Here is a 19107-nt window from a genome sequence, read left to right as displayed (position 1 = left end):
CCTGTATTGTGCCTGAAAACGGGACCGCCTCACTAAAATGGGGGCGAGTTCGGGAATAAACAGGTCGATTTGCGGACCGTGATCCGGGTTGCCGCCGGTTTGTCGCGCTGCTGCGCTGCGCCGCCTGTTCGCGGGCGGGTTTTTCAGTCGCTACGGGTCGGTTGCGCCGCAAATTCGTCGCGCGCTTGCCGCGCCTCTGCATCACTTGTGCCCCGCTTGCCGTCGCGTTCCTTGTCATTCCCCGTCCGGACCCGGCAGCCTCGCCGGCTTGTTCATCCCCTGCCCGCTTCTCTGCGCAGCCAGTTCCAGCATTTCCTGCCGCCCGCGTCGGTTTCACCGTCGCGTGCGGCCAGCGCGTTTAGCCTTTCAGCGTCTGCTCCAGGACGTGCAGTTCGTGATTCAGCTGCGCGTCCTTGCTGCGCTCATCGGCGATCTTGCGCACCGCGTGCAGCACCGTCGTGTGGTCGCGCCCGCCGAACAGCTCGCCGATTTCCGGCAGACTCTTCTGCGTCAGCTCCTTAGCCAGGTACATCGCGATCTGCCGCGGTCGCGCGATGTTCGCCGGACGCTTCTTCGAATACATGTCCGCGACCTTGATGCTGTAAAAGTCGGCGACCGTTTTCTGGATATTTTCCACTGAGATCTGCCGGTTCTGCACCGTCAGCAAGTCTTTCAGCGCTTCCTTGGTCAGTTCGATCGTGATTTCGCGGCCGTGGAACCTCGAGTACGCAAGGATCTTGCGCAGCGCGCCTTCGAGCTCGCGCACGTTCGAGCGCAGGTGCTTCGCGACGAAGAACGCGACGTCTTCGTTCAGACTCACGAACTCCGATTGCGCCTTGCGCATCAGAATCGCGACGCGCATTTCGAGTTCGGGCGGTTCGATGGCCACGGTCAGGCCAGAATCGAAGCGCGAGATCAGGCGATCGTCGATACCCGAGATTTCCTTCGGATACGTGTCGCTCGTGATGATGACCTGCGCCTTGTTCGCGACCAGCGCCTCGAACGCGTAGAAGAATTCCTCTTGCGTGCGCGACTTGCCCGAAAAGAACTGAATATCGTCGATCAGCAGCAGGTCGAGCGAGTGGTAGTAGCGCTTGAAGTCGTCGAATGCCTTGCGCTGGTATGCCTTCACGACGTCGGACACATACTGTTCAGCGTGGATGTAGCGAATCCGCGCACCGGGTTTGTCCATCAGCAACTGATTGCCGATCGCGTGGATCAGGTGCGTCTTGCCGAGGCCCACGCCGCCGTACAGGAACAGCGGGTTATACGAGATGCCGGGGTTGTCGGCCACCTGGATCGCCGCAGCGCGCGCAAGCTGATTCGCCTTACCGGTGACGAAGTTGTCGAAGGTCAGCACGGGGTTCAGCTTCGAACGCTCATACATCGAGTCGCTCTCGCTACTCGCCGCGGCACCCGCGCCTTGGCCCGGACGCCAAGTGCGGCGCCCGGCGGCGGCTTCGTTCGCGTCGAGGCTCGGCAGATCGAGGTCGGCTGCGTCTTCGGCGGTGCTGCGCGAGTTCGCGTTTTGCGCGGCGAGCGCCGCTGCTGCAGCTGCGGGATTCGGGCGTGCGGCATGCGCGGCCTGCACGGCGCCGACAGCCGCATCCACAGCTGCGACGCCACCGGCATGGCCGCCCTGCGGCGCCGCCGAAGCCGGGCGTGCGAACGACGGAGTCGGCGCGCCCGCCGCCGGGCCGCGCATGCCAACCTTCGGATCCAGTACGAATTGCACGTCCACTGGCGTGTGCCAGAAATCGCGGGCCATATCCGCGATGCGGCCAGAGAACTGGCTCTTGACCCAGTCGAGCTTGAATCGGTTCGGCGCGGCAATGCTCAACGTGTTCGCATCGGCGTCGAAGGCGACCGGGGCCAAGGGTTTGATCCACGTCACGTACTGCTGGGGCGTGAGCTCACGCTCCAGCAATGCGGAACAGTGTTGCCAGAATTCGTTCATCAAGTTGCTATCGTTATGGTGTGCACGGCGGTCGCCGCTGCCCCTGTCGCGCACGCGCAACAAGGCCCTGAGCAGCCAGGCGTAACGGCCCCAGGCGCTTGTGCCACAAGGGTCTGCGGGACAAACGTGCCGGAGCGACGTGCAACATTTTTGGGAAGTAAGGCGAGATTCTAACGCCAAAACGGACCCGCAAGTGAGTTATCCACAGGGACGGATCAGCTGCTTCGGCAAGCACCAATTACGCGGGAAGATGGCTAAACTATTGACGGCCAACGGAAAACCGGTTTAAATAGCGGGTTCCGCGAAAACCAATTTCAGCAAACCACCGGCCATTGCGCTTTCAGCGATGATCGCGCGGTTTTTTTCGATCGAGTGAGAGCAACATGAAACGTACCTATCAACCTTCCGTTACCCGTCGCAAGCGCACCCACGGCTTCCGCGTTCGCATGAAGACCGCTGGCGGCCGCAAGGTCATCAACGCACGTCGCGCGAAGGGCCGCAAGCGCCTCGCGATCTAAGGCAAGCGGATTGCGCGCTGTGACTGAAGCCCGCAGCGAAGCGGGAGCAGCCGGGGCGCAGCAACCGGGCTCGGTTCCGTTGCGAGCGCAAGCCGCCTTCCCCAAAGCCGCAAGGCTGCTAAAAACGGATGAGTTTTCATCCGTTTTTCGTTTGCGGCCATGGCGCCGTACCGCGCATTTCGTCATGTACGGCAGGCCCACCGGCAACGAGGCGCGTCTTGGTCTCGTGATCGGTAAGAAGTATGCGTCGCGCGCGGCCACGCGGAATCTGGTGCGCCGCATCGCACGCGAAGCTTTCCGGCTGCGTCGTGCAGAATTCGGCGGTTGGGATGTGCTGCTGCGTCTACATACGCGTTTCGACAAAAAGACTTTGCCGAGCGCGTCGTCGTCGCCATTGAAGGCGTTGTGCCGCAGCGAAATCGAAGCGTTGCTCGACAAGGCAGCGCGCGAAATTACTCGTCGTCAGGCGCCGCCCGCGGAGGCGCCCAGGACGGAATGACGCAGTGACCGCCCGCACCTCCGTCGCCGCCACTGACGTGGCGCCGGCAGCTTCAGGGCGCGGGCGTCGCCCGGTACTCAACGTTGCGCGGCGCCATCCGGCCGCACCTGCCATGCAAACGGTACTCATCGCTTTATTGCGCTTTTACAAGCTTGCCGTCAGCCCCATGCTCGGCAACCGGTGCCGTTTTTACCCTTCCTGCTCTGATTACGCGCGCGAGGCAATCCAGTATCATGGCGCCGCGCGCGGGACTTATCTCGCCGTGAGGCGTGTTTGCCGCTGCCATCCGTTTTCCGCGGGCGGTATCGATCTCGTCCCGCCACCCACTTCTGAAAAGCGCTGACGCGCCGCTCCATCGACACTGAGACAACGCATGGATATCAAACGCACCGTCCTATGGGTCATCTTTTTCATGTCAGCTGTCATGCTGTTCGACAACTGGCAACGCGACCACGGACGCCCGTCGATGTTCTTCCCGAGCACGACGCCGACCCAGACCGCCGGCAGCGCCGCGCCGGGCACCACGACGCCGGGCACCCAGCCGGCCGATCTGCCGGCCACCAACGCCACCGCGCCCGGCAACGCGCCGGCGGCCGAGCAATCGCAACTCGTGAAGTTCGGCACCGACGTCTATAGCGGCGAAATCGACACCCGCGGCGGCACCTTGTCGCGCCTATCGCTCGTCAAGCAGGGCGACGGCAAGCAGCCGGATCTCGTTATCACTCTGTTCGACAAAACGAAAAATCACACGTATCTGGCGCGCACCGGCCTGCTAGGTGGCGATTTCCCGAATCACAACGACGTATTCACGCTGATGCCGAATCAGCCGACCGAACTGGCTAATGGTCAGAACTCGTTCCAGATGAGCTTCGAGTCGCCGGAAAAAGGCGGCCTCAGGGTCATCAAGACTTATACGTTCACGCGCGGCAGCTACGTGATCGGCGTCGAGACGAAGGTCCAGAACGTCGGCACCACGCCGGTGACGCCGCAGGTCTATATGGAGCTCGTGCGCGACGACCAGCCAGTCGAAACGCCGCGCTTCTCGCACACGTTCATCGGACCGGCTGTCTACACGAACGAGCATCACTTCCAGAAGATGACGTTCGGCGATCTCGACAAGAACAAGGAGAACTTCGCAACGTCGGCCGACAACGGCTGGGTCGCGATGGTCCAGCACTACTTCGCGTCGGCCTGGATTCCGCAGGAGGGCGCAAAGCGTGACTTCTACGCCGAGAAGATCGATCCGTCGCTGTATCGCGTCGGCATCAAGCAGGCGATGCCGACCATCCAGCCGGGTCAGACCATCAGCGTGAACGCGCGTCTGTTCGCCGGTCCGGAAGAAGAGAAGATGCTCGCAGGCATCGCGCCGGGCCTCGATCTGGTGAAGGACTACGGCTGGGTCACGATCATCGCGAAGCCGCTGTTCTGGCTGCTGTCGAAGATCCACAGTTATGTCGGCAACTGGGGCTGGTCGATCGTGCTGCTCACGGTGCTGATCAAGGCGGTGTTCTTCCCGCTGTCGGCCGCGAGCTACAAATCGATGGCGCGCATGAAGGCGATCACGCCGCGCATGCAGGCGTTACGCGAGCGCTTCAAGGGCGATCCGCAGAAGATGAATGCGGCGCTGATGGAGCTGTACAAGACCGAGAAGGTCAATCCGTTCGGCGGCTGTCTGCCGGTCGTGATCCAGATTCCGGTGTTCATCTCGCTGTACTGGGTGCTGCTGTCATCGGTGGAAATGCGCGGTGCGCCGTGGATTCTGTGGATTCAGGATCTGTCGCAGCAGGACCCGTATTTCATCCTGCCGGTCCTGATGGCCGTGTCGATGTTCCTGCAGACCCGCTTGAACCCGACGCCGCCAGATCCGGTTCAGGCAAAGATGATGATGTTCATGCCGATCGCGTTCTCGGTCATGTTCTTCTTCTTCCCGGCGGGTCTCGTGCTGTACTACGTCGTGAACAACGTGCTGTCGATCGCACAGCAGTACTACATCACGCGGATGATGGGCAGCTCGAAGGCGAAGCCGGCCTGATGTTCTGCTCAGCGGCGGCCCGCATGGCCGCCGCGACGCAAGCCGAAAAACGAAAAGCCGCCCGGTGCGAACCGGGCGGTTTTTTTATGGCAGTTGAACAAAATGCGGCAGGCGGCCGCATGCTCATTATTCGTCGCTCACTCGTCGTCGGAATCTTCGCCGTAGAAGCGCACGATCATTTCCTCGACCAGATTTCGGTCCTTCGGCGTCAACGATGCGATCTTGGAGGCGAGCTCGATCGTTTCGGGAGTCGGCGGATATTTTTCCCCGCGAGCCATCGGTCTCGCGCTAGTGCCGGGCGGCGGTCCGTAATGGAGCCAATGCTCGTTGACGTTCAGCCATTCGGCGAGCGTGCGCAACTTATCCGGCTTTGGAATCGTCGTACCCGTCAGCCATTTGTGCGCGGTCTGCGGTGTCACGGAACGCTCGCCGTGATAGCGAAGATTGAACTGCTCGGCGAGTTTGGTCCCGCCGCGAATTTTCAGCGGCTCGAGCAGATCCTTCAGTCTCTTCGCGAAGGCGGCTTTTTCTTTGTCGGTCGGCATGGGCCAGATTGTGCAATTCAGCGTTCAACCAGTTGACAACCGACCAAGTTTAGTTTTCCCCTATTTGAGATAGTTTTAGCTTGCAGCGCACGCCCCGTAATGCGTTGCACGAAATCGATTTTTTTCATCTTTCTATTACCTGGCTTGCCTTTGCCGGAATTGCAGGACCAGCCGAATCTTAATTATTCTTAAGTAACGCAGTAATGATCCTAGCTTACTTAAGATAAATCTGAACTACGCAGCCAATAGAACGAAAGCGCGCCTTCTTCGCGCCTTTGCCGCGAGCCCTTCCGTCCGAGGCGCGCGCGTTACAATGCCTCGCGCCGACTCGAACGACGCGGCCCGCCCTCCCCTCGTGTTTTCGCCCGACTTCCCATGCTCACGACCGACTCCGATCCCATCGTTGCCATTGCTACCGCGCCCGGCCGCGGAGGCATCGGCGTCGTGCGGATTTCGTTCGGCCGCGCTGGCGCGGCGGCCGCCCAGCCGTTGATGCACGCGCTCACCGGCCAGACGCTCGCCGCGCGCCACGCGAGCTACGTGCCGTTTCTCGACGCGAGCGGCAATCCGCTCGACCGCGGCATCGCGCTGTACTTTCCGGCGCCGCATTCGTACACCGGCGAGCACGTGCTGGAACTGCAAGGCCACGGCGGGCCGGTCGTGTTGCAGTTGGTCCTGCAGCGCTGCGTCGACGCCGGCCGCGCGTTCGGTCTGCGGCTCGCCGAGCCCGGCGAATTCACACGTCGCGCGTTTCTGAACGACAAGCTCGATCTTGCGCAGGCCGAAGCCGTCGCCGATCTGATCGAGGCGAGCACCGAGGCCGCCGCGCGTTCGGCCGGCCGCTCGCTCGACGGCGCGTTCTCGCGCGACATCCACGCACTAGTCGAAGAAGTGATTACGCTGCGGATGCTGGTCGAAGCGACGCTCGACTTCCCCGAAGAGGAAATCGACTTTCTCGAAGCCGCCGACGCGGGCGGCAAGCTCGCGCGCATACGCGAGCGTCTCGCGCACGTGCTGAGCGAGGCGCGCCAAGGTGCGCTGCTGCGCGAGGGTTTGTCAGTCGTGCTGGCGGGGCAGCCGAACGTCGGCAAGTCTTCGCTGCTGAACGCGCTCGCCGGTGCCGAACTCGCGATCGTCACGCCGATCGCCGGCACGACGCGCGACAAGGTCGCGCAGACGATCCAGATCGAAGGCATCCCGCTGCACGTGATCGACACCGCCGGCTTGCGCGAGACCGAGGACGAGGTCGAGAAGATCGGCATCGAGCGCACGTGGGGCGAGATCGAGCGGGCGGACGTGGTGCTGCATTTGCTCGACGCGCGCACCGGCATGACGGCCGACGACGAGACGATCGCCGGACGCTTTCCGCGCGGCGTGCCGATCGTGCGCGTGCTGAACAAAACGGACTTGACCGGGCTCGCGCCGGCGACGCAGGCACTCGACGCCGATCTCGAGCTCAGCGAGGTGTGGCTGTCGGCGAAGAAAGGCGAAGGCGTCGCATTGCTCCGCGGCGAACTGCTACGCATCGCCGGTTGGCAGGCGGGCGCGGAAAGCGTCTATCTCGCGCGCGAGCGGCATCTGATTGCATTGCGCGCGGCCGACGAGCATCTGGCGAGCGCCGCCGCGCATGCGGAGCAGAACGCGCAGGCGCTCGATCTGTTCGCCGAGGAATTGCGGCTCGCGCAGGGTCAGTTGAACTCGATCACCGGTGAGTTCAGTTCGGACGATCTGCTCGGAGTGATTTTCAGCCGATTCTGCATCGGCAAGTAACGCCGGACTGGCGGATCCGTGCAACACGGCCGTCATACCAACCATCAAGGTCAAATAGGCACCGCTGCGGCGCAGGTGCAAATGACACTCCGTCGACCCAAAATCCACTGAATTATTGGTACACAGCTAACGCAAAGGTTTAAAATCGCCGCTGTCTGAGCCACCACGTACAGTGTCCTGAAAGCATGCCCCGCCTCGCCACCCCGCTCACCGAATCCGAGATCCGCGCGCTCGAACCGCGCGCGACCCGCTACTGTGTCGCCGACGGCAACGGCCTCGTGATCGAGGTCATGACGACCGGCACCAAGGTCTGGCGCTTCCGCTATACGTTGAACGGCAAGCGTCAGCCGCTCGCGACCATCGGCGATTACCGGATGATTTCACTGCGCGTCGCGCGCGCGAAAGCGCAGAAGTACGCAGCGCTCGTCGCGCAGGGCATCTCGCCGGTCGCGACCGCGCGGCGCGATCGCGGCGCCGAGAGCAAGGCCGACGTGCTGCGTGAAGCGGCCGACCTTTATCTCGCGACCGCACTGGCCGGCAAGTCGGACGAATATCGCCGCACCACGCGGCGCGCGCTCGACAAGGACGTGCTGCCCGCGATCGGCAACAAGCCGATCGGCGCGGTGAGCGCCGACGACATCGTCGCGATTTGCGAGCGAATCAAAGGCCGCGGCTCGCCGAAAATGGCGCTGCACACACGCAACGTCGTGAAGCGCCTGTACGCCTACCTGATCGCGCGGCAGCTCGCGGTCGGCAACCCCGCGGAAGTCGTGCCGGCGCGCTCGATCGCGACCTTCGACAGTCGCACCCGCGTGCTGTCCGGCGCCGAGATCGGCGTCATGTTGCACACGATCGACACGTCGAATATCCGCCGCCCGCTGAAACTCGCGCTGCATCTGCTGGTGCTGACGATGGCGCGCAAATCGGACCTCGTCGAATCGACATGGGCCGAGTTCGATCTCGACAACGCGCTATGGACGATTCCCGCCGCGCGCCTGAACGCGCGCGAGGATCGCATCGTCTGCCTGCCGCGTCAGGCGGTTGCGCTGCTGCGCGAGCTGCAGCGCGCGCGCACCAGCGAGAGGTTCGTATTCCCGAGCATCAGGGGCGACGATAGGCCGATCGCGAAGAGCACGCTGAACCAGGCGGTCAAGGCATTGGGGCTCGACGTGGAGCATTTCGTGCTGCATGACTTTCGGCGGACTGCGTCGACGCATCTGCGCGACATGGAGCGCCAATCAGGCGCGGGGGGCGACATCACGAAGCGCGAAGCAACTGGCGAAGCAGCGCGGGGACGTCGCATGCTTCAGAGTTGGGCGGACTTTGTCGATAGCCAGATGGAAGTCGCACGGCAGACGGCGAACGGGATCGCCTGACGGCATTGTCATGGGTTTTGGCGCCATCCGACGTTTGCCGTCATGCCGGCAATGGGTTGGTACACAGGCCGATGCGGCCTTGCCACAAACCTAGGCAAATAAAGGTAATGTCATTAAGAAATCAGGTTTCCATTCCCGGCGCAAATGCGCCTTTTTCCGCTTCAATTGACCGTTTCACTTCGTCGTTCTTTCCCCGCTTCCATCGCCTACACTGACAGATGGATGCAAGCCGAAACGGAGGTTCCGATGTCTGAATCGATGCTCGCCTACCTGATGGGGCCCGCCGTCATGCTGGTGGTCGGCATTGCCATCTGGATGATGTCGCGTCACCGCGACGCATCCAGGCCGCCCAGGCTCGAGCGCTGGCTCGACACGCATTACGCGGAGTGGCTTCATCACAAGCATTAAGCCGTGCCTCACATGCAAAAGGCCGTCGCATTGGGCGACGGCCTTTTTGTCTGCGCGCTGTTAGTCCGAATCGTCCGCGCATCACAACCTTCACGCAGTCACCACTGGGGCTCGGATTGCGGCTGTGCATACCCGTACTGTCCAGGCGGCGGTGCGCCGCACGCGACGTAGGCGCGCTGATACTGGTCGTAGCAATAGGCGGGCGGAGGTGTCGCATAGGCCGGCGCGGGCTGATATGCGGGTTGCGCATAGACCGGCTGCGGATACGCGACCACCGGCGCTGGTGTCAACACCGAGCTGACCACTGCGCCCAGCACCGCGCCACCGATCAGCGCGCCCACCACGTCACCGCCGTTTCCGTGCGCGGACGCCTGGCTCGCCACCGTCAGACTCCCAGCCATAACCAACGCCACTGCGATCTTTTTCATATTAAGCTCCCGCCGTTCAGGCATGGACGCATTGTCGCCGACGCGCGCGGAAATAGATGCTGCAGTTGGTAACCGGACATTAACTCTGTAACAGGTGCATAACGGCGCATGTGTCGCCCGTCACGACGCTGATCGAGGCCGCCCACGTCGGCCTGTATCGCGCGACACCCAATGGGAAGAATCAGGTGGCGGTCAGCGGCTGAGTCGGGAGCCGCCCTTCCCCGCGTTCTGTTTCACACCACGGCGCGCGTATAGCGCTCGGCCGGCGCGCTGCGCGACAGATTCGGCTGCAGATGCAGACGCGCGCTGTTCAGACGCTCCCAGTCGGCGGCATCGGGTAACGACGGGATCGTCACCAGCTCACCCTGATCGAGACCGGCAAGCGCCGCGTCGACCATGTGCTCGGCGCTCATCACGATCTGCGAAGGCAGGTTTTCGACCGCGAGACCCGCGCGATCCCAGAACGCGGTGCTCGTCGCGCCCGGCAGCACCGCCTGCAGCCGCACGCCCTTGCCGCCCACCTCGTGATGCAGCGACTGCGTGAGGTTCAACACGTACGCCTTGGTGCCGCTGTAAGTGCCGTTCAACAATTCCGGCGCCAACGCGACGATCGACGAGATATTGATCACCGTGCCCGCGCCACGCGCGACGAACCCCGGCAACACCGCCGCCGTCAGGCGCGTCAGCGAGGTCACGTTCAGGTCGATCATCTGCTCGAGCTGATCGATGTCCGAGTCGATCAGCGTCGCGGTCGCGCCGACACCCGCGTTGTTGACCAGCATCGTGATGCCGCGTTCGGCGCGCAGCTGGTTCTCGATGCGGCGCACGTCGGCCTTGTCGGTCAGATCGGCGCTCACCGTGCGCACGCGGCGACCGGTCTCCTTCGTCAGCCGGTCGGCGAGACTGGTGAGGCGCGCACCGTCGCGCGCGATCAGCAGCAGGTCGTAGCCGCGCCGCGCGAGTCGGTCGGCGTACACCGCGCCGATACCCGACGAGGCGCCCGTGACCACCGCCGTGCCCTTGCCTTCGTTCGAGTTGCCTTGTACGACGTTGTCTGCCTGGGTTGTCATTGAAGCTCTCCTTGCGGGCTGCGCGTGACGCATCCGCCGTATCCGGTAAATGGGAACATCCGTGAACTCGCCGCCGCGCGGCATTCGCGCTGATGCGACGGTGTTGACGAGTTGAGTCTAGGCGCGTACCGTTCCGTCTCAAATGTCATATTTCCCTCGTTTCAGGACATCGCAATGAAACGCATCGGCGTGGTGGTGTTTCCAGGCTTCCAGATCCTCGACATGGTCGCGGTATCGATTTTCGAACTCGCCAATCAGGACAGCGGCGAGCCGGCGTACGACGTCGCGGTGATCTCCGAGCACGGCGGCATGGTGCGCAGCTCGGCGGGCGTCGAGCTCGCGACGCGGCCGTTCGGCGATCCGGCCTATGACACGGTGATCGTCACCGGCGCGATGCAGATTGCACCGTCGTCGCCGGGGCTGCTCGCGTTTCTGAACGACGCGCTCGCCGCCTCGCGCCGCACCGCGAGCATCTGTACCGGTGCGTTCGTGCTCGCCGAAGCGGGCATTCTCGACGGCCGCCACGCGACCACGCACTGGGCGCATGCGCGCGATCTGCAGCGGCGCTTTCCGCGCGCGCGGGTCGACGAGGACCGCATCTTCATCGTCGACGGCTCGGTGTGGACGTCGGCCGGCATGACCGCGTGCATCGATCTGTGCCTCGCGCTCGTCGAAAACGACCTCGGCGTCGCGGTGTCGCGCGCGATCGCGAAGAAGCTCGTCGTCTATCACCGGCGCACCGGCGGGCAATCGCAGTACTCCGCGATGCTCGATCTCGAACCGAAATCCGATCGAATCCAGAACGCGCTGTCGTATGCGAAAAACCATCTGCGCGAGCCGCTGACCGTCGAACAGCTCGCCGACGTCGCGCGTCTGAGTCCACGCCAGTTCAGCCGCGCGTTTCGCGACGAGACGCGCCAGTCGCCGGCTCGCGCGATCGAGGCGCTGCGTGTCGAAGTGGCACGCACGATGCTTGAAACCGGCCGTCACTCGATCGAAACGGTCGCGGCCGACACTGGCTTCATCGACCCCGAGCGGATGCGGCGCGCGTTTCTGCGCGCGTTCGGCCAGCCGCCGCAAGCAATCCGGCGCGCCGCACGCGTGCCGTAAGCGTTCGGTAGAGAATAGGAAACCGCGGTGCGAAGCTGCGCGAAAAAGCCCTGTTCCGCACGAGCCGTGAATGAACCCAGCCCAAATGAAAGGAAACGCGATGGAATACAACGACAGCAACCCGTTCGCAAAAATTTTGCGCGGCGAATTACCCTGCATCAAGGTGGCCGAAAATGACCAGGCGCTGGCTTTCATGGACTTGATGCCGCAAGCTGACGGCCATTTGCTCGTCGTGCCGAAGGAGGCGGTCGCGGAAATTTTCGATCTGTCCGATGCGGCGCTCGTCGAGTCGACGCGCATGGCGCAAAAGCTGGCGATTGCGGTGCGTGCAGCACTGCGCCCGGACGGCGTGTTCATCGGCCAGTTCAACGGTGCGGCGGCCGGACAGACGGTGCCGCACGTGCATTTCCACGTGATTCCGCGCTGGGAAGGTCAACCGCTGAAGCTGCATGCGCGCGAGCCCGCCGATGCGGACACACTCGAAGCGCTGGCCAAACGGATTCGCGCGCACTGGCGCGCCCATTGAAAGCGCGACGCATCGCACGCCAATGCAACCCACTGCACGTCACGGTCACGCTCGGTAACAACTGTAAAAGCCGTTGAAACCACCGATGGGCGCCGCGCGACTAGACTGCTGTTGCCTTGTATTCAAGGCATTGAGTGTGGATCTCTTTTTTCAGCCTGCCCCTGTGGCAGGCTTTTTTCTTTGGCGATCCGCTTCTCGGTTTATAGCCGCTCGCGCGAACGGCGCAGCGGATGTCGCCAGTCGATGCGTCGCGGACGCGGTGGCAACGGCCGTCCGTCATGCAGGTCTCGATGCTCCTGCCACAATTCGTCAGAAAAAAGAAACATGACGATCAGCAGCGGAACGACCAGAAAAATCCCGAGTATCACGTGCTCGTTCACGATAGCCTCCAGGCGCAGGAGATTTGTTTTTATTGTAGAGCACCGCCTGTACCCGCATGCTTGCGCGACGGCGATCCCCACCTTTCGAGAAAGCCCGTGACACACAGCTGGCACTGTTTATTTTCTGCACCTGCCTCGTTATTGCGCATAACCGCCTTTGCCTGGTGCATGACTTGGTGTGCGGTGCACAAAGTCATTGATTAAATTGTATTAGATTGCTTAATTGCCGCTACGCGTTTACGCGAATTCTCGTGCAAAGCTTTACCAGTTAGAGGCGTGCGTACGACGGGCTTTTTAGTTATCCATTTCATTGCGGGTCGACCAAGCGTCTGCTCAAGCTTTAATCAGCTACGGCACTTGCTGCGACAATTCGCCACTGTTGCGACTGCACACAAGATGTGCTTGTCGTTCTCCTTGGTTCTTCTAGAGTGCGAATTGCGCGTCCACCGTTAAAGTTAAATACATAGCTAACCCAAGTATTTTTCGGTCCGCACCGGAGGAAGAAAATGAGAACTCGTATTGCCGCTGTTTTCGCCATTGCGGGTTTGGCTGCCGCTAGCGTTCATGCGCAAGACGTCATGATCAAGCCGCAGCAAACGATCCAGTTCAAGGCCAATGCGTATGGCTGCGTATCAAAGGACAAGCTCGATGCCGCCGATCACCACGCGCAGGCCGGTGAACAGCAGCAGATGCAGGAATTCTTCTCCGGATATCAATGCGTGTCGACACCGACCGATTCAAGTTTCCGCGTGGTGCGCGTGGTCGGCCACGACGTCGAGTTCGTGAATTCAGGCAATAGCGACACCGAGGGGCTCTGGGCGAACGACCGATTTATCAAGCAATAAGCACAACACCGGTATTCCGGCAAAAGCCGGAATGCGGTCGCACGCGTATCCGCTGCGGCTTTAAAGCCGCAGGCACGAACACGTGAGTTAGAAGACGGCTTGGGCATTCAAATGCCAGGCCGTTTTTTTATTGCTTTCCATGCCGGCCACGCTTCGCGTGCAATAAAAAAAGCCGATGCGGACTTTATCGACCCGCATCGGCAGCACGCCTTCTCGCAAAGCGCAGGAAATCCGGCCATAAGCAATCGCGCGTCAGTGCACGCGCTTGCTGCGGCGGAACTGGTCGAACAGCACCGCGAGCAGCAGGATGCCGCCGCGAATCAGGTATTGATAGAACGTGGGCACGTTCAGCAGGCTCATGGCGTCCTGCACCGAGCCCATGATCAGCACGCCGACCAGCACGCCGGAGATCGTCGCGACACCGCCCGTCAGCGACACGCCGCCGAGCACGCACGCGGAAATCACGCCGAGTTCCAGTCCAACCGACGTTTTCGGATCGCCGAGGCTCATGCGCGACGCGAGCATCACGCCCGCAAAGCCGGTGACGAGGCCTTGCAGCACGAACACGGTGATCTTGATGCGCGTGACGGGCAGTCCAGCGAGCACAGCCGCTTCGCTATTGCCGCCGACCGCCAGCACGTTCTTGCCGAACACGGTCTTTTTCAGCAGAAAGCCGAACAGCACGAAGCCGACGATGTTGCTCCAGATCGGATACGAAATGCCGAGGAACGAGCCGCCGCCGAGATCGAAAAAGCGCTCCTCGGAGATCATCACCGCGTCGCCGTTCGACGTGATGTACGCGAGGCCGCGCACGACCTCCATCATCGCGAGCGTGACGATCAGCGAGTTGATCTTGTAGCGCGCCCACCAGTGTGCCGTTGACGAGCCCGACCGCGCCGCCCGCGAGCACGCCGGCCGCGACGCCGACTAACACACTATGCGTCGCGGTGATCAGCACGGAAGCCACCACGCCCGAAAACGCAACGATCGACGCCACCGACAGGTCCACCTCGCCGAGCGCGAGCACGAACATCATCGTGACGGAGATCGAGCCGATCAGCGTGACCGACAGCAGCAGGCCCTGGATATTGCGCGTGCTCAGAAAGTCAGGGACCGTGAACGACAGCACCGCGAACAGGATGACGAACACCATCACGATGCCGGATTTGTTGATCAGGTCCCAGGTGCGCGCGGCGCGCGCAGTCAAGCCCGCGGAGGCGACGGCGGGGGTCGAGGAATCGGTCGAAGGTGTGTTCATGATGTCTGTTCCATTCAATGCCATTTTCGTTGCGGTATTCGGTAAGAGGTCTGGTGGCGCGATCCGTTGCGCGATCAGCGCGGCAATGCCAGCTTGATCAGCGCATCCGGCGTGGCCTGCGCCTTCGGCAGATCGCCGACGATATGGCCTTCCTTCATCACGATCACGCGATCGGTTACGCCGATCACCTCGGCGAGATCGCTCGAGACGACGATGACCGTGCGGCCCGCCTCGGCGAGCCCATACAGCAGCCCGTAGATCTCGCTGCGCGCACCGACGTCGATGCCGCGCGTCGGCTCGTCCATCAGGAACACGTCGATCTCTTCGGCGAGCCAGCGCGACAGGATCACCTTTTGCTGATTGCCGCCGGACAGCGTGCCGATCGGCGTGTCGCCATTGCGTGTCTTGATCGCGAGCTTGCCGATGAACTCGCGCGTGGTCTGCGCTTCCTTGCGGCCGTTGAGCACGTTGAAGCGGCTGAAGTGGCGGCGGCAGCTGATGTTCAGGTTGTCCGACACCGACGCGATCGACACGATGCCTTCCTGCTTGCGATCCTCGGGACACAGCGCAACACCGGCGCGCACCGCGTCGCGCGGCGTCGCGAACTGCACGCGCTTGCCCCTTAGCGCGACCTCGCCGGCGCTCGGTTTGACCGCGCCGTAGATCAGTTTCATCAGCTCGGAGCGGCCCGCGCCGACGAGCCCGAAAAAGCCGACGATCTCGCCCTTGCGTGCCGAAAAGGTGGCCGGTTCGCGCAGGCCCGGTCCCATCACGCCATTGACCTGAAGCTGCACGCCGCCGAGCTCGCGCGCGCGATAGCCGTACACGTCGGTGATAGAGCGGCCGACCATGCAGCTGATCAGCCGATCGCGATCGAGTCCCGCGCCGGCCTCGAAGGTGTCGATGCGGCGGCCGTCGCGAAACACGGTGACGCGATCGCACAGTTCGTAGACTTCATCCATCCGGTGCGTGACGTAGATGATCGCGCGGCCTTCGGCCTTCAGCGCACGGATGATGCGGAACAGTTGCGTCGTTTCACGCGACGACAGCGAGCTGGTCGGTTCGTCGAATGCGATCACGCGCGCGTCGCGCATCAGCGCCTTGCCGATTTCGATCATCTGCCGCTGACCGATCGACAGTTGCTTGACCTGCTGTGACGGATCGAGCTTCTCACCGAGCCGTTCGAGCTCGCGCATTGCACGCGCGACCAGGGCCTTTTCGTCCAGTACCCCGAAGCGATTCGGCAGCGTGCCGAGCATCAGGTTCTCGGCGACGGTCAGCTCCGGCACCAGATGCAGTTCCTGATAGATGATCGCGATGCCCGCGGCGATCGCCGCCTTGGTCGTCGCGAACTGCTGCTCGACGCCGTCGAGCGACAGCGTGCCCGACACAGGATGATTGACCCCGGACAGCACCTTCAGCAGCGTGGACTTGCCAGCGCCGTTTTCGCCCATCAGGCCGTGCACCTCGCCGCGGCGCACTTCGAGCGAGACCTGGTCGAGCGCGAGCACGCCCGGAAAGCGCACGGTGATGCCGGCGAGCCGGAGATAGGGGGCGTCGGATGCGGGCGTCGATGCAGGCGAGGGCGCGAGCGCCGCGCCGCTGGCATCAGACCCGGTGATTAAGGACGTCATCGAAAAACCTCGAACGGATGAAACCTGAGCGGGCCGCGCTCGCGCTAAACGCGAGGCACGGGGCGGCCCGCCGTCTGCTGCGAGAAGCTCGCTTAAATGCCCAGTTCCTTGCGCACGTCCTGCCAGTTGCCGCGCACCATCAGCTTGCCGGTGGTCTGCGTGTCGGCGGGCGGCTGCTTGCCGTCCTTGATCCACCCGATAAGGTTTTCAGTGCTTTCCTTGCCGTGGTTCGTCGAGCTGACCGCGATCGTGCCGTAGAAGCCCGTCGGTTCCTTCTTCTGGAACTCGGCGAACGCCTCGCCCGCGCCGTTGATGCCGACGCCGATCACGTCCGCGGCCGGAATATGCAGTTGTTCGGTCGCGCGCACGCCGCCGAGCACGCTTTCCTCGTTAAGCGCGAAGATCACCCACTTCTTGATGTTCGGATGCTGCGCGAGCACCGGCGACACCGCGTTGAAGCCGCCTTCGTCGTCGGTGGTTTTCTGCGGCGCGTCGAAGACGTTTTCCTTCTTGAAGCCGCCGGCGAGCAGCGACTGCGTCGCGCCGTCGGTGCGCAGTTTCGCGGTCGGCAGCTCATAGTCCGTGATCCGCAGCGCGCCGACTTCCTCCGGCTTCCAGCCGCGGCGCTTCATTTCTTCGGTGATCGCCTGGCCCACCTGATTGCCGATCTTGAACGCCGACATGCCGAGGTGCGGCACGTTCGCCAGCGGCTTGCCGGTCGAATCAACCAGTTGGTCGTCGACGGTCACGAACTTCATGTTGTAGCGCTTCGCGCGCGCCTGAATCGCCGGTCCGAGACGCACGTCGGGCGCGCAGATCACGAAGCCTTTCGCGCCTTGCGCGCCGAGGTTGTCGATCGCGGCCAGCACCTTTTCGCCGTCGGGCGTGCCGATGTTGACGACCGAGAAGCCGTCCTTCTGACCGAGCGCGGTCGCGGCTTTCTGTTCGTTGATGAACCACGCCTGTTCCGGCATCTTCACGAGGAAGCCGACTTTGAGCGGCTGATCTGCGCGGGCGGACAGTTGCGCGGCGAACGGGGCGGCGAGGGCGGCGGCGGCCATCGCGGTCAGGGTCAAACGGCGAAGCTTGCTGGTCATCTACTGTCTCCTGAGGGTGAAAAGCTGCATTGATGTCATGTAGTTGCAGCGGGGTAACGCGGGCGGCGTCAGCCGTCGCGCGAATCGGGGCGGATCTGCGCGCGGCACGCCGGGCGGTTCGCGAAAGTCGCGGTGAAAACGGCGGCGCGGCTCATTGCTTGTAGCTCGCCAGGTACGCCGTTTTCGCGGCGGTCCAGAACGCGGCATCGCTCGCGCCATAGGCCGATGCCTTGCGCCCGCCGCCGGGTCCATGATGCTCGACGGCCGTGGTCGGCAGATTGATCGTGACGAGCCCGCTCTGCACGTGGCGGCGAAAATGCCGCGCGCGTTCGAGCGAGCGCGTGCAGATACCGGCGCATAGTCCATAGGCGGTGTCGTTCGCGAGATGTAGCGCGTGTTCGTAATCGTCCGCGCGCAGCACGACCGCGAGCGGCCCGAAAATCTCTTCACGCGCGATGCGATGCTCCGATTCGCCGATAAACAGCGCCGGCTCGAAAAAATAGCCGCGCGTCGCACGCTCCAGTTGCCTCCCGCCGCGCAGCAACTGCGCGCCTTGCTGCTCGCCGACGCGCACGTAGTCGAGGTTGCGTTCGAGCTGCGCGGCGTTCGCCACCGGGCCGATATCGGTGCCGTGCTTCAACGCGTGATCGACGGTGAGTTTCGCGAGCTTCGCCTGCAACGCGTCGATGAACGGCGCGAACACCGCGCGTTCGACGATCAGCCGCGCGGCAGCCGTGCTGCGCTGACCGGTCGCGCTGAAGGCACCGGTGAGCGCCGCGTCGACCGCGCCGTCGAGATCGGCGTCGGCCAGCACGATGAACGGATTCTTGCCACCCATCTCGAGCTGCACGCGCGCCTGGCGCGTGGCGGCGGCCTGCAGCACGCGCGTGCCGGTGTCGGACGAACCGGTGAAGCTGATCGCGGCGACGAGCGGATGCGCGACGATGCGCGCGCCGACCTTGCGCCCGCTGCCCATCACGAGGTTGAACACGCCGGCCGGCAAGCCCGCGCGACTGATGATCGACGCGAGCGCCGCCGCGCACGCCGGTGCCGATTCAGCCGGCTTGTAGACGACGCAGTTGCCGTGCGCGAGCGCGGCGCCGATCTTCGCTGCGGCGATCGCGAGCGGCGCGCTCCACGGCGCGATGATGCCGACCACCCCGAGCGGCTCGCGCGTCACGTCGATTTCGACGCCGGCACGCGCCGACGCGAGCGGCTCGACGAACGCGCGCAGCGCCTCGGCCGCGAACAGCTTGAACAGTTGCCCTGCGCGCGTCGCTTCGGCGAGCGCCTCGGGCAGCACCTTGCCGACTTCACGCGCGAGCAGCCGGGCCAGTTCCTCGCGGCGCGCGAGCACTTCGCTGCCGATCGCATCGAGCGCGTCGGCGCGGCGCTGCGCGGAGGCGAGCGACCAGTCGCGAAACGCCGCGTGCGCGGCCTCGATCGCGCTGTCGGTCTGCCGCACGTCGGCGCGCACGTATTCGCCGACCGGCTCGTCGAGATCCGACGGATTGAGCGACACGCCCGTGGTCGCGCCAGTCTCCCATCCGCCATTGATGTAATGGCGAAACGGGCTGGCAACGAGGGGGACGAGCTGGTCGCGGTTCATCGGCGGAAAAAAGGCGCACCGGAAGTTCAGAAAAGTCCACGAATG

18 protein-coding genes and 1 pseudogene are annotated in these 19107 nt (G+C 63.4%); 10 read left to right on the top strand and 9 right to left on the bottom strand.

Annotated features, from left to right (window positions below; translation table 11 throughout):
• Positions 1-358: 358 nt before the first annotated feature.
• Positions 359-1957, bottom strand: coding sequence for a chromosomal replication initiator protein DnaA (dnaA, locus tag OKW43_RS13580; RefSeq protein WP_222945435.1), 1599 nt, complete (start codon positions 1955-1957; stop codon positions 359-361).
• Between the two features lie 383 nt (positions 1958-2340).
• On the opposite strand from dnaA, the gene rpmH reads away from it, so the two are divergent.
• The 4 genes from rpmH to yidC all read left to right on the top strand — a co-directional run bounded on the left by rpmH (position 2341) and on the right by yidC (position 5006).
• Positions 2341-2475 (top strand): 50S ribosomal protein L34, encoded by a 135-nt coding sequence (gene rpmH / locus OKW43_RS13575; protein ID WP_004198824.1) that lies wholly within the window; start codon positions 2341-2343, stop codon positions 2473-2475.
• Between the two features lie 19 nt (positions 2476-2494).
• Positions 2495-2974, top strand: coding sequence for a ribonuclease P protein component (gene rnpA, locus OKW43_RS13570; RefSeq protein ID WP_376776297.1), 480 nt, complete (start codon positions 2495-2497; stop codon positions 2972-2974).
• 112 nt (positions 2975-3086) lie between these two features.
• Positions 3087-3317, top strand: a complete 231-nt coding sequence (yidD, locus tag OKW43_RS13565; RefSeq protein WP_187632646.1) for a membrane protein insertion efficiency factor YidD — start codon at positions 3087-3089, stop codon at positions 3315-3317.
• A 30-nt stretch (positions 3318-3347) separates the two neighbouring features.
• A complete protein-coding gene (gene yidC, locus OKW43_RS13560) occupies positions 3348-5006 on the top strand; it encodes a membrane protein insertase YidC (RefSeq protein ID WP_187632395.1) in 1659 nt (552 codons plus the stop codon).
• Between the two features lie 137 nt (positions 5007-5143).
• Here yidC and OKW43_RS13555 read toward each other — a convergent pair whose 3' ends face one another.
• Positions 5144-5551, bottom strand: a complete 408-nt coding sequence (locus tag OKW43_RS13555; RefSeq protein ID WP_187632396.1) for an XRE family transcriptional regulator — start codon at positions 5549-5551, stop codon at positions 5144-5146.
• Positions 5552-5926: 375 nt separating this feature from the next.
• Between OKW43_RS13555 and mnmE the strand changes: the two genes are divergently transcribed.
• The 3 genes from mnmE (at position 5927) to OKW43_RS13540 (ending at position 9105) form a co-directional block, all read left to right on the top strand.
• Positions 5927-7321 (top strand): tRNA uridine-5-carboxymethylaminomethyl(34) synthesis GTPase MnmE, encoded by a 1395-nt coding sequence (gene mnmE / locus OKW43_RS13550; protein ID WP_187632397.1) that lies wholly within the window; start codon positions 5927-5929, stop codon positions 7319-7321.
• Between the two features lie 185 nt (positions 7322-7506).
• Positions 7507-8697, top strand: coding sequence for a tyrosine-type recombinase/integrase (locus OKW43_RS13545; protein WP_187632398.1), 1191 nt, complete (start codon positions 7507-7509; stop codon positions 8695-8697).
• A 246-nt stretch (positions 8698-8943) separates the two neighbouring features.
• Positions 8944-9105 carry a hypothetical protein gene (locus OKW43_RS13540; RefSeq protein ID WP_187632399.1) on the top strand — a complete coding sequence of 54 codons (162 nt, stop codon included), beginning with the start codon at positions 8944-8946 and terminating at the stop codon, positions 9103-9105.
• Between the two features lie 98 nt (positions 9106-9203).
• On the opposite strand, the gene OKW43_RS13535 is transcribed toward OKW43_RS13540, so the two are convergent.
• Both OKW43_RS13535 and OKW43_RS13530 read right to left on the bottom strand, forming a co-directional pair.
• Positions 9204-9533 (bottom strand): ecotin precursor, encoded by a 330-nt coding sequence (locus OKW43_RS13535; RefSeq protein ID WP_187632400.1) that lies wholly within the window; start codon positions 9531-9533, stop codon positions 9204-9206.
• A gap of 233 nt (positions 9534-9766) precedes the next feature.
• Complete coding sequence (locus tag OKW43_RS13530) at positions 9767-10603, bottom strand: SDR family NAD(P)-dependent oxidoreductase (protein ID WP_187632401.1); 837 nt, start codon at positions 10601-10603, stop codon at positions 9767-9769.
• Positions 10604-10777: 174 nt separating this feature from the next.
• Between OKW43_RS13530 and OKW43_RS13525 the strand changes: the two genes are divergently transcribed.
• Both OKW43_RS13525 and OKW43_RS13520 read left to right on the top strand, forming a co-directional pair.
• Positions 10778-11713, top strand: coding sequence for a GlxA family transcriptional regulator (locus tag OKW43_RS13525; RefSeq protein WP_429447800.1), 936 nt, complete (start codon positions 10778-10780; stop codon positions 11711-11713).
• 100 nt (positions 11714-11813) lie between these two features.
• A complete protein-coding gene (locus OKW43_RS13520; protein WP_187632647.1) occupies positions 11814-12239 on the top strand; it encodes an HIT family protein in 426 nt (141 codons plus the stop codon).
• Positions 12240-12439: 200 nt separating this feature from the next.
• Here OKW43_RS13520 and OKW43_RS13515 read toward each other — a convergent pair whose 3' ends face one another.
• Positions 12440-12619 (bottom strand): hypothetical protein, encoded by a 180-nt coding sequence (locus tag OKW43_RS13515; protein ID WP_187632403.1) that lies wholly within the window; start codon positions 12617-12619, stop codon positions 12440-12442.
• A gap of 506 nt (positions 12620-13125) precedes the next feature.
• On the opposite strand from OKW43_RS13515, the gene sap1 reads away from it, so the two are divergent.
• A complete protein-coding gene (gene sap1 / locus OKW43_RS13510; RefSeq protein ID WP_187632404.1) occupies positions 13126-13464 on the top strand; it encodes a surface attachment protein Sap1 in 339 nt (112 codons plus the stop codon).
• Positions 13465-13716: 252 nt separating this feature from the next.
• On the opposite strand, the pseudogene araH reads toward sap1, so the two are convergent.
• From araH to OKW43_RS13490, 4 genes and pseudogenes are all read right to left on the bottom strand, one after another.
• Positions 13717-14722, bottom strand: a pseudogene (gene araH, locus OKW43_RS13505) (L-arabinose ABC transporter permease AraH).
• A 74-nt stretch (positions 14723-14796) separates the two neighbouring features.
• Positions 14797-16356 (bottom strand): L-arabinose ABC transporter ATP-binding protein AraG, encoded by a 1560-nt coding sequence (gene araG / locus OKW43_RS13500; protein ID WP_187632406.1) that lies wholly within the window; start codon positions 16354-16356, stop codon positions 14797-14799.
• A 92-nt stretch (positions 16357-16448) separates the two neighbouring features.
• Positions 16449-17453, bottom strand: coding sequence for an arabinose ABC transporter substrate-binding protein (locus tag OKW43_RS13495; protein WP_429447797.1), 1005 nt, complete (start codon positions 17451-17453; stop codon positions 16449-16451).
• Positions 17454-17604: 151 nt separating this feature from the next.
• The gene (locus OKW43_RS13490; RefSeq protein WP_429447795.1) at positions 17605-19062 is read right to left on the bottom strand and encodes an aldehyde dehydrogenase family protein; all 1458 of its coding nucleotides are present in this window, start codon (positions 19060-19062) and stop codon (positions 17605-17607) included.
• Positions 19063-19107: the final 45 nt, after the last annotated feature.

This window comes from Paraburkholderia sp. WC7.3g (genome assembly GCF_050436345.1).
Classification (GTDB): Bacteria; Pseudomonadota; Gammaproteobacteria; order Burkholderiales; family Burkholderiaceae; genus Paraburkholderia; species Paraburkholderia podalyriae.
Note: the sequence above shows the minus strand (reverse complement) of the source record. Positions and strands in the feature narration are given on the sequence as shown.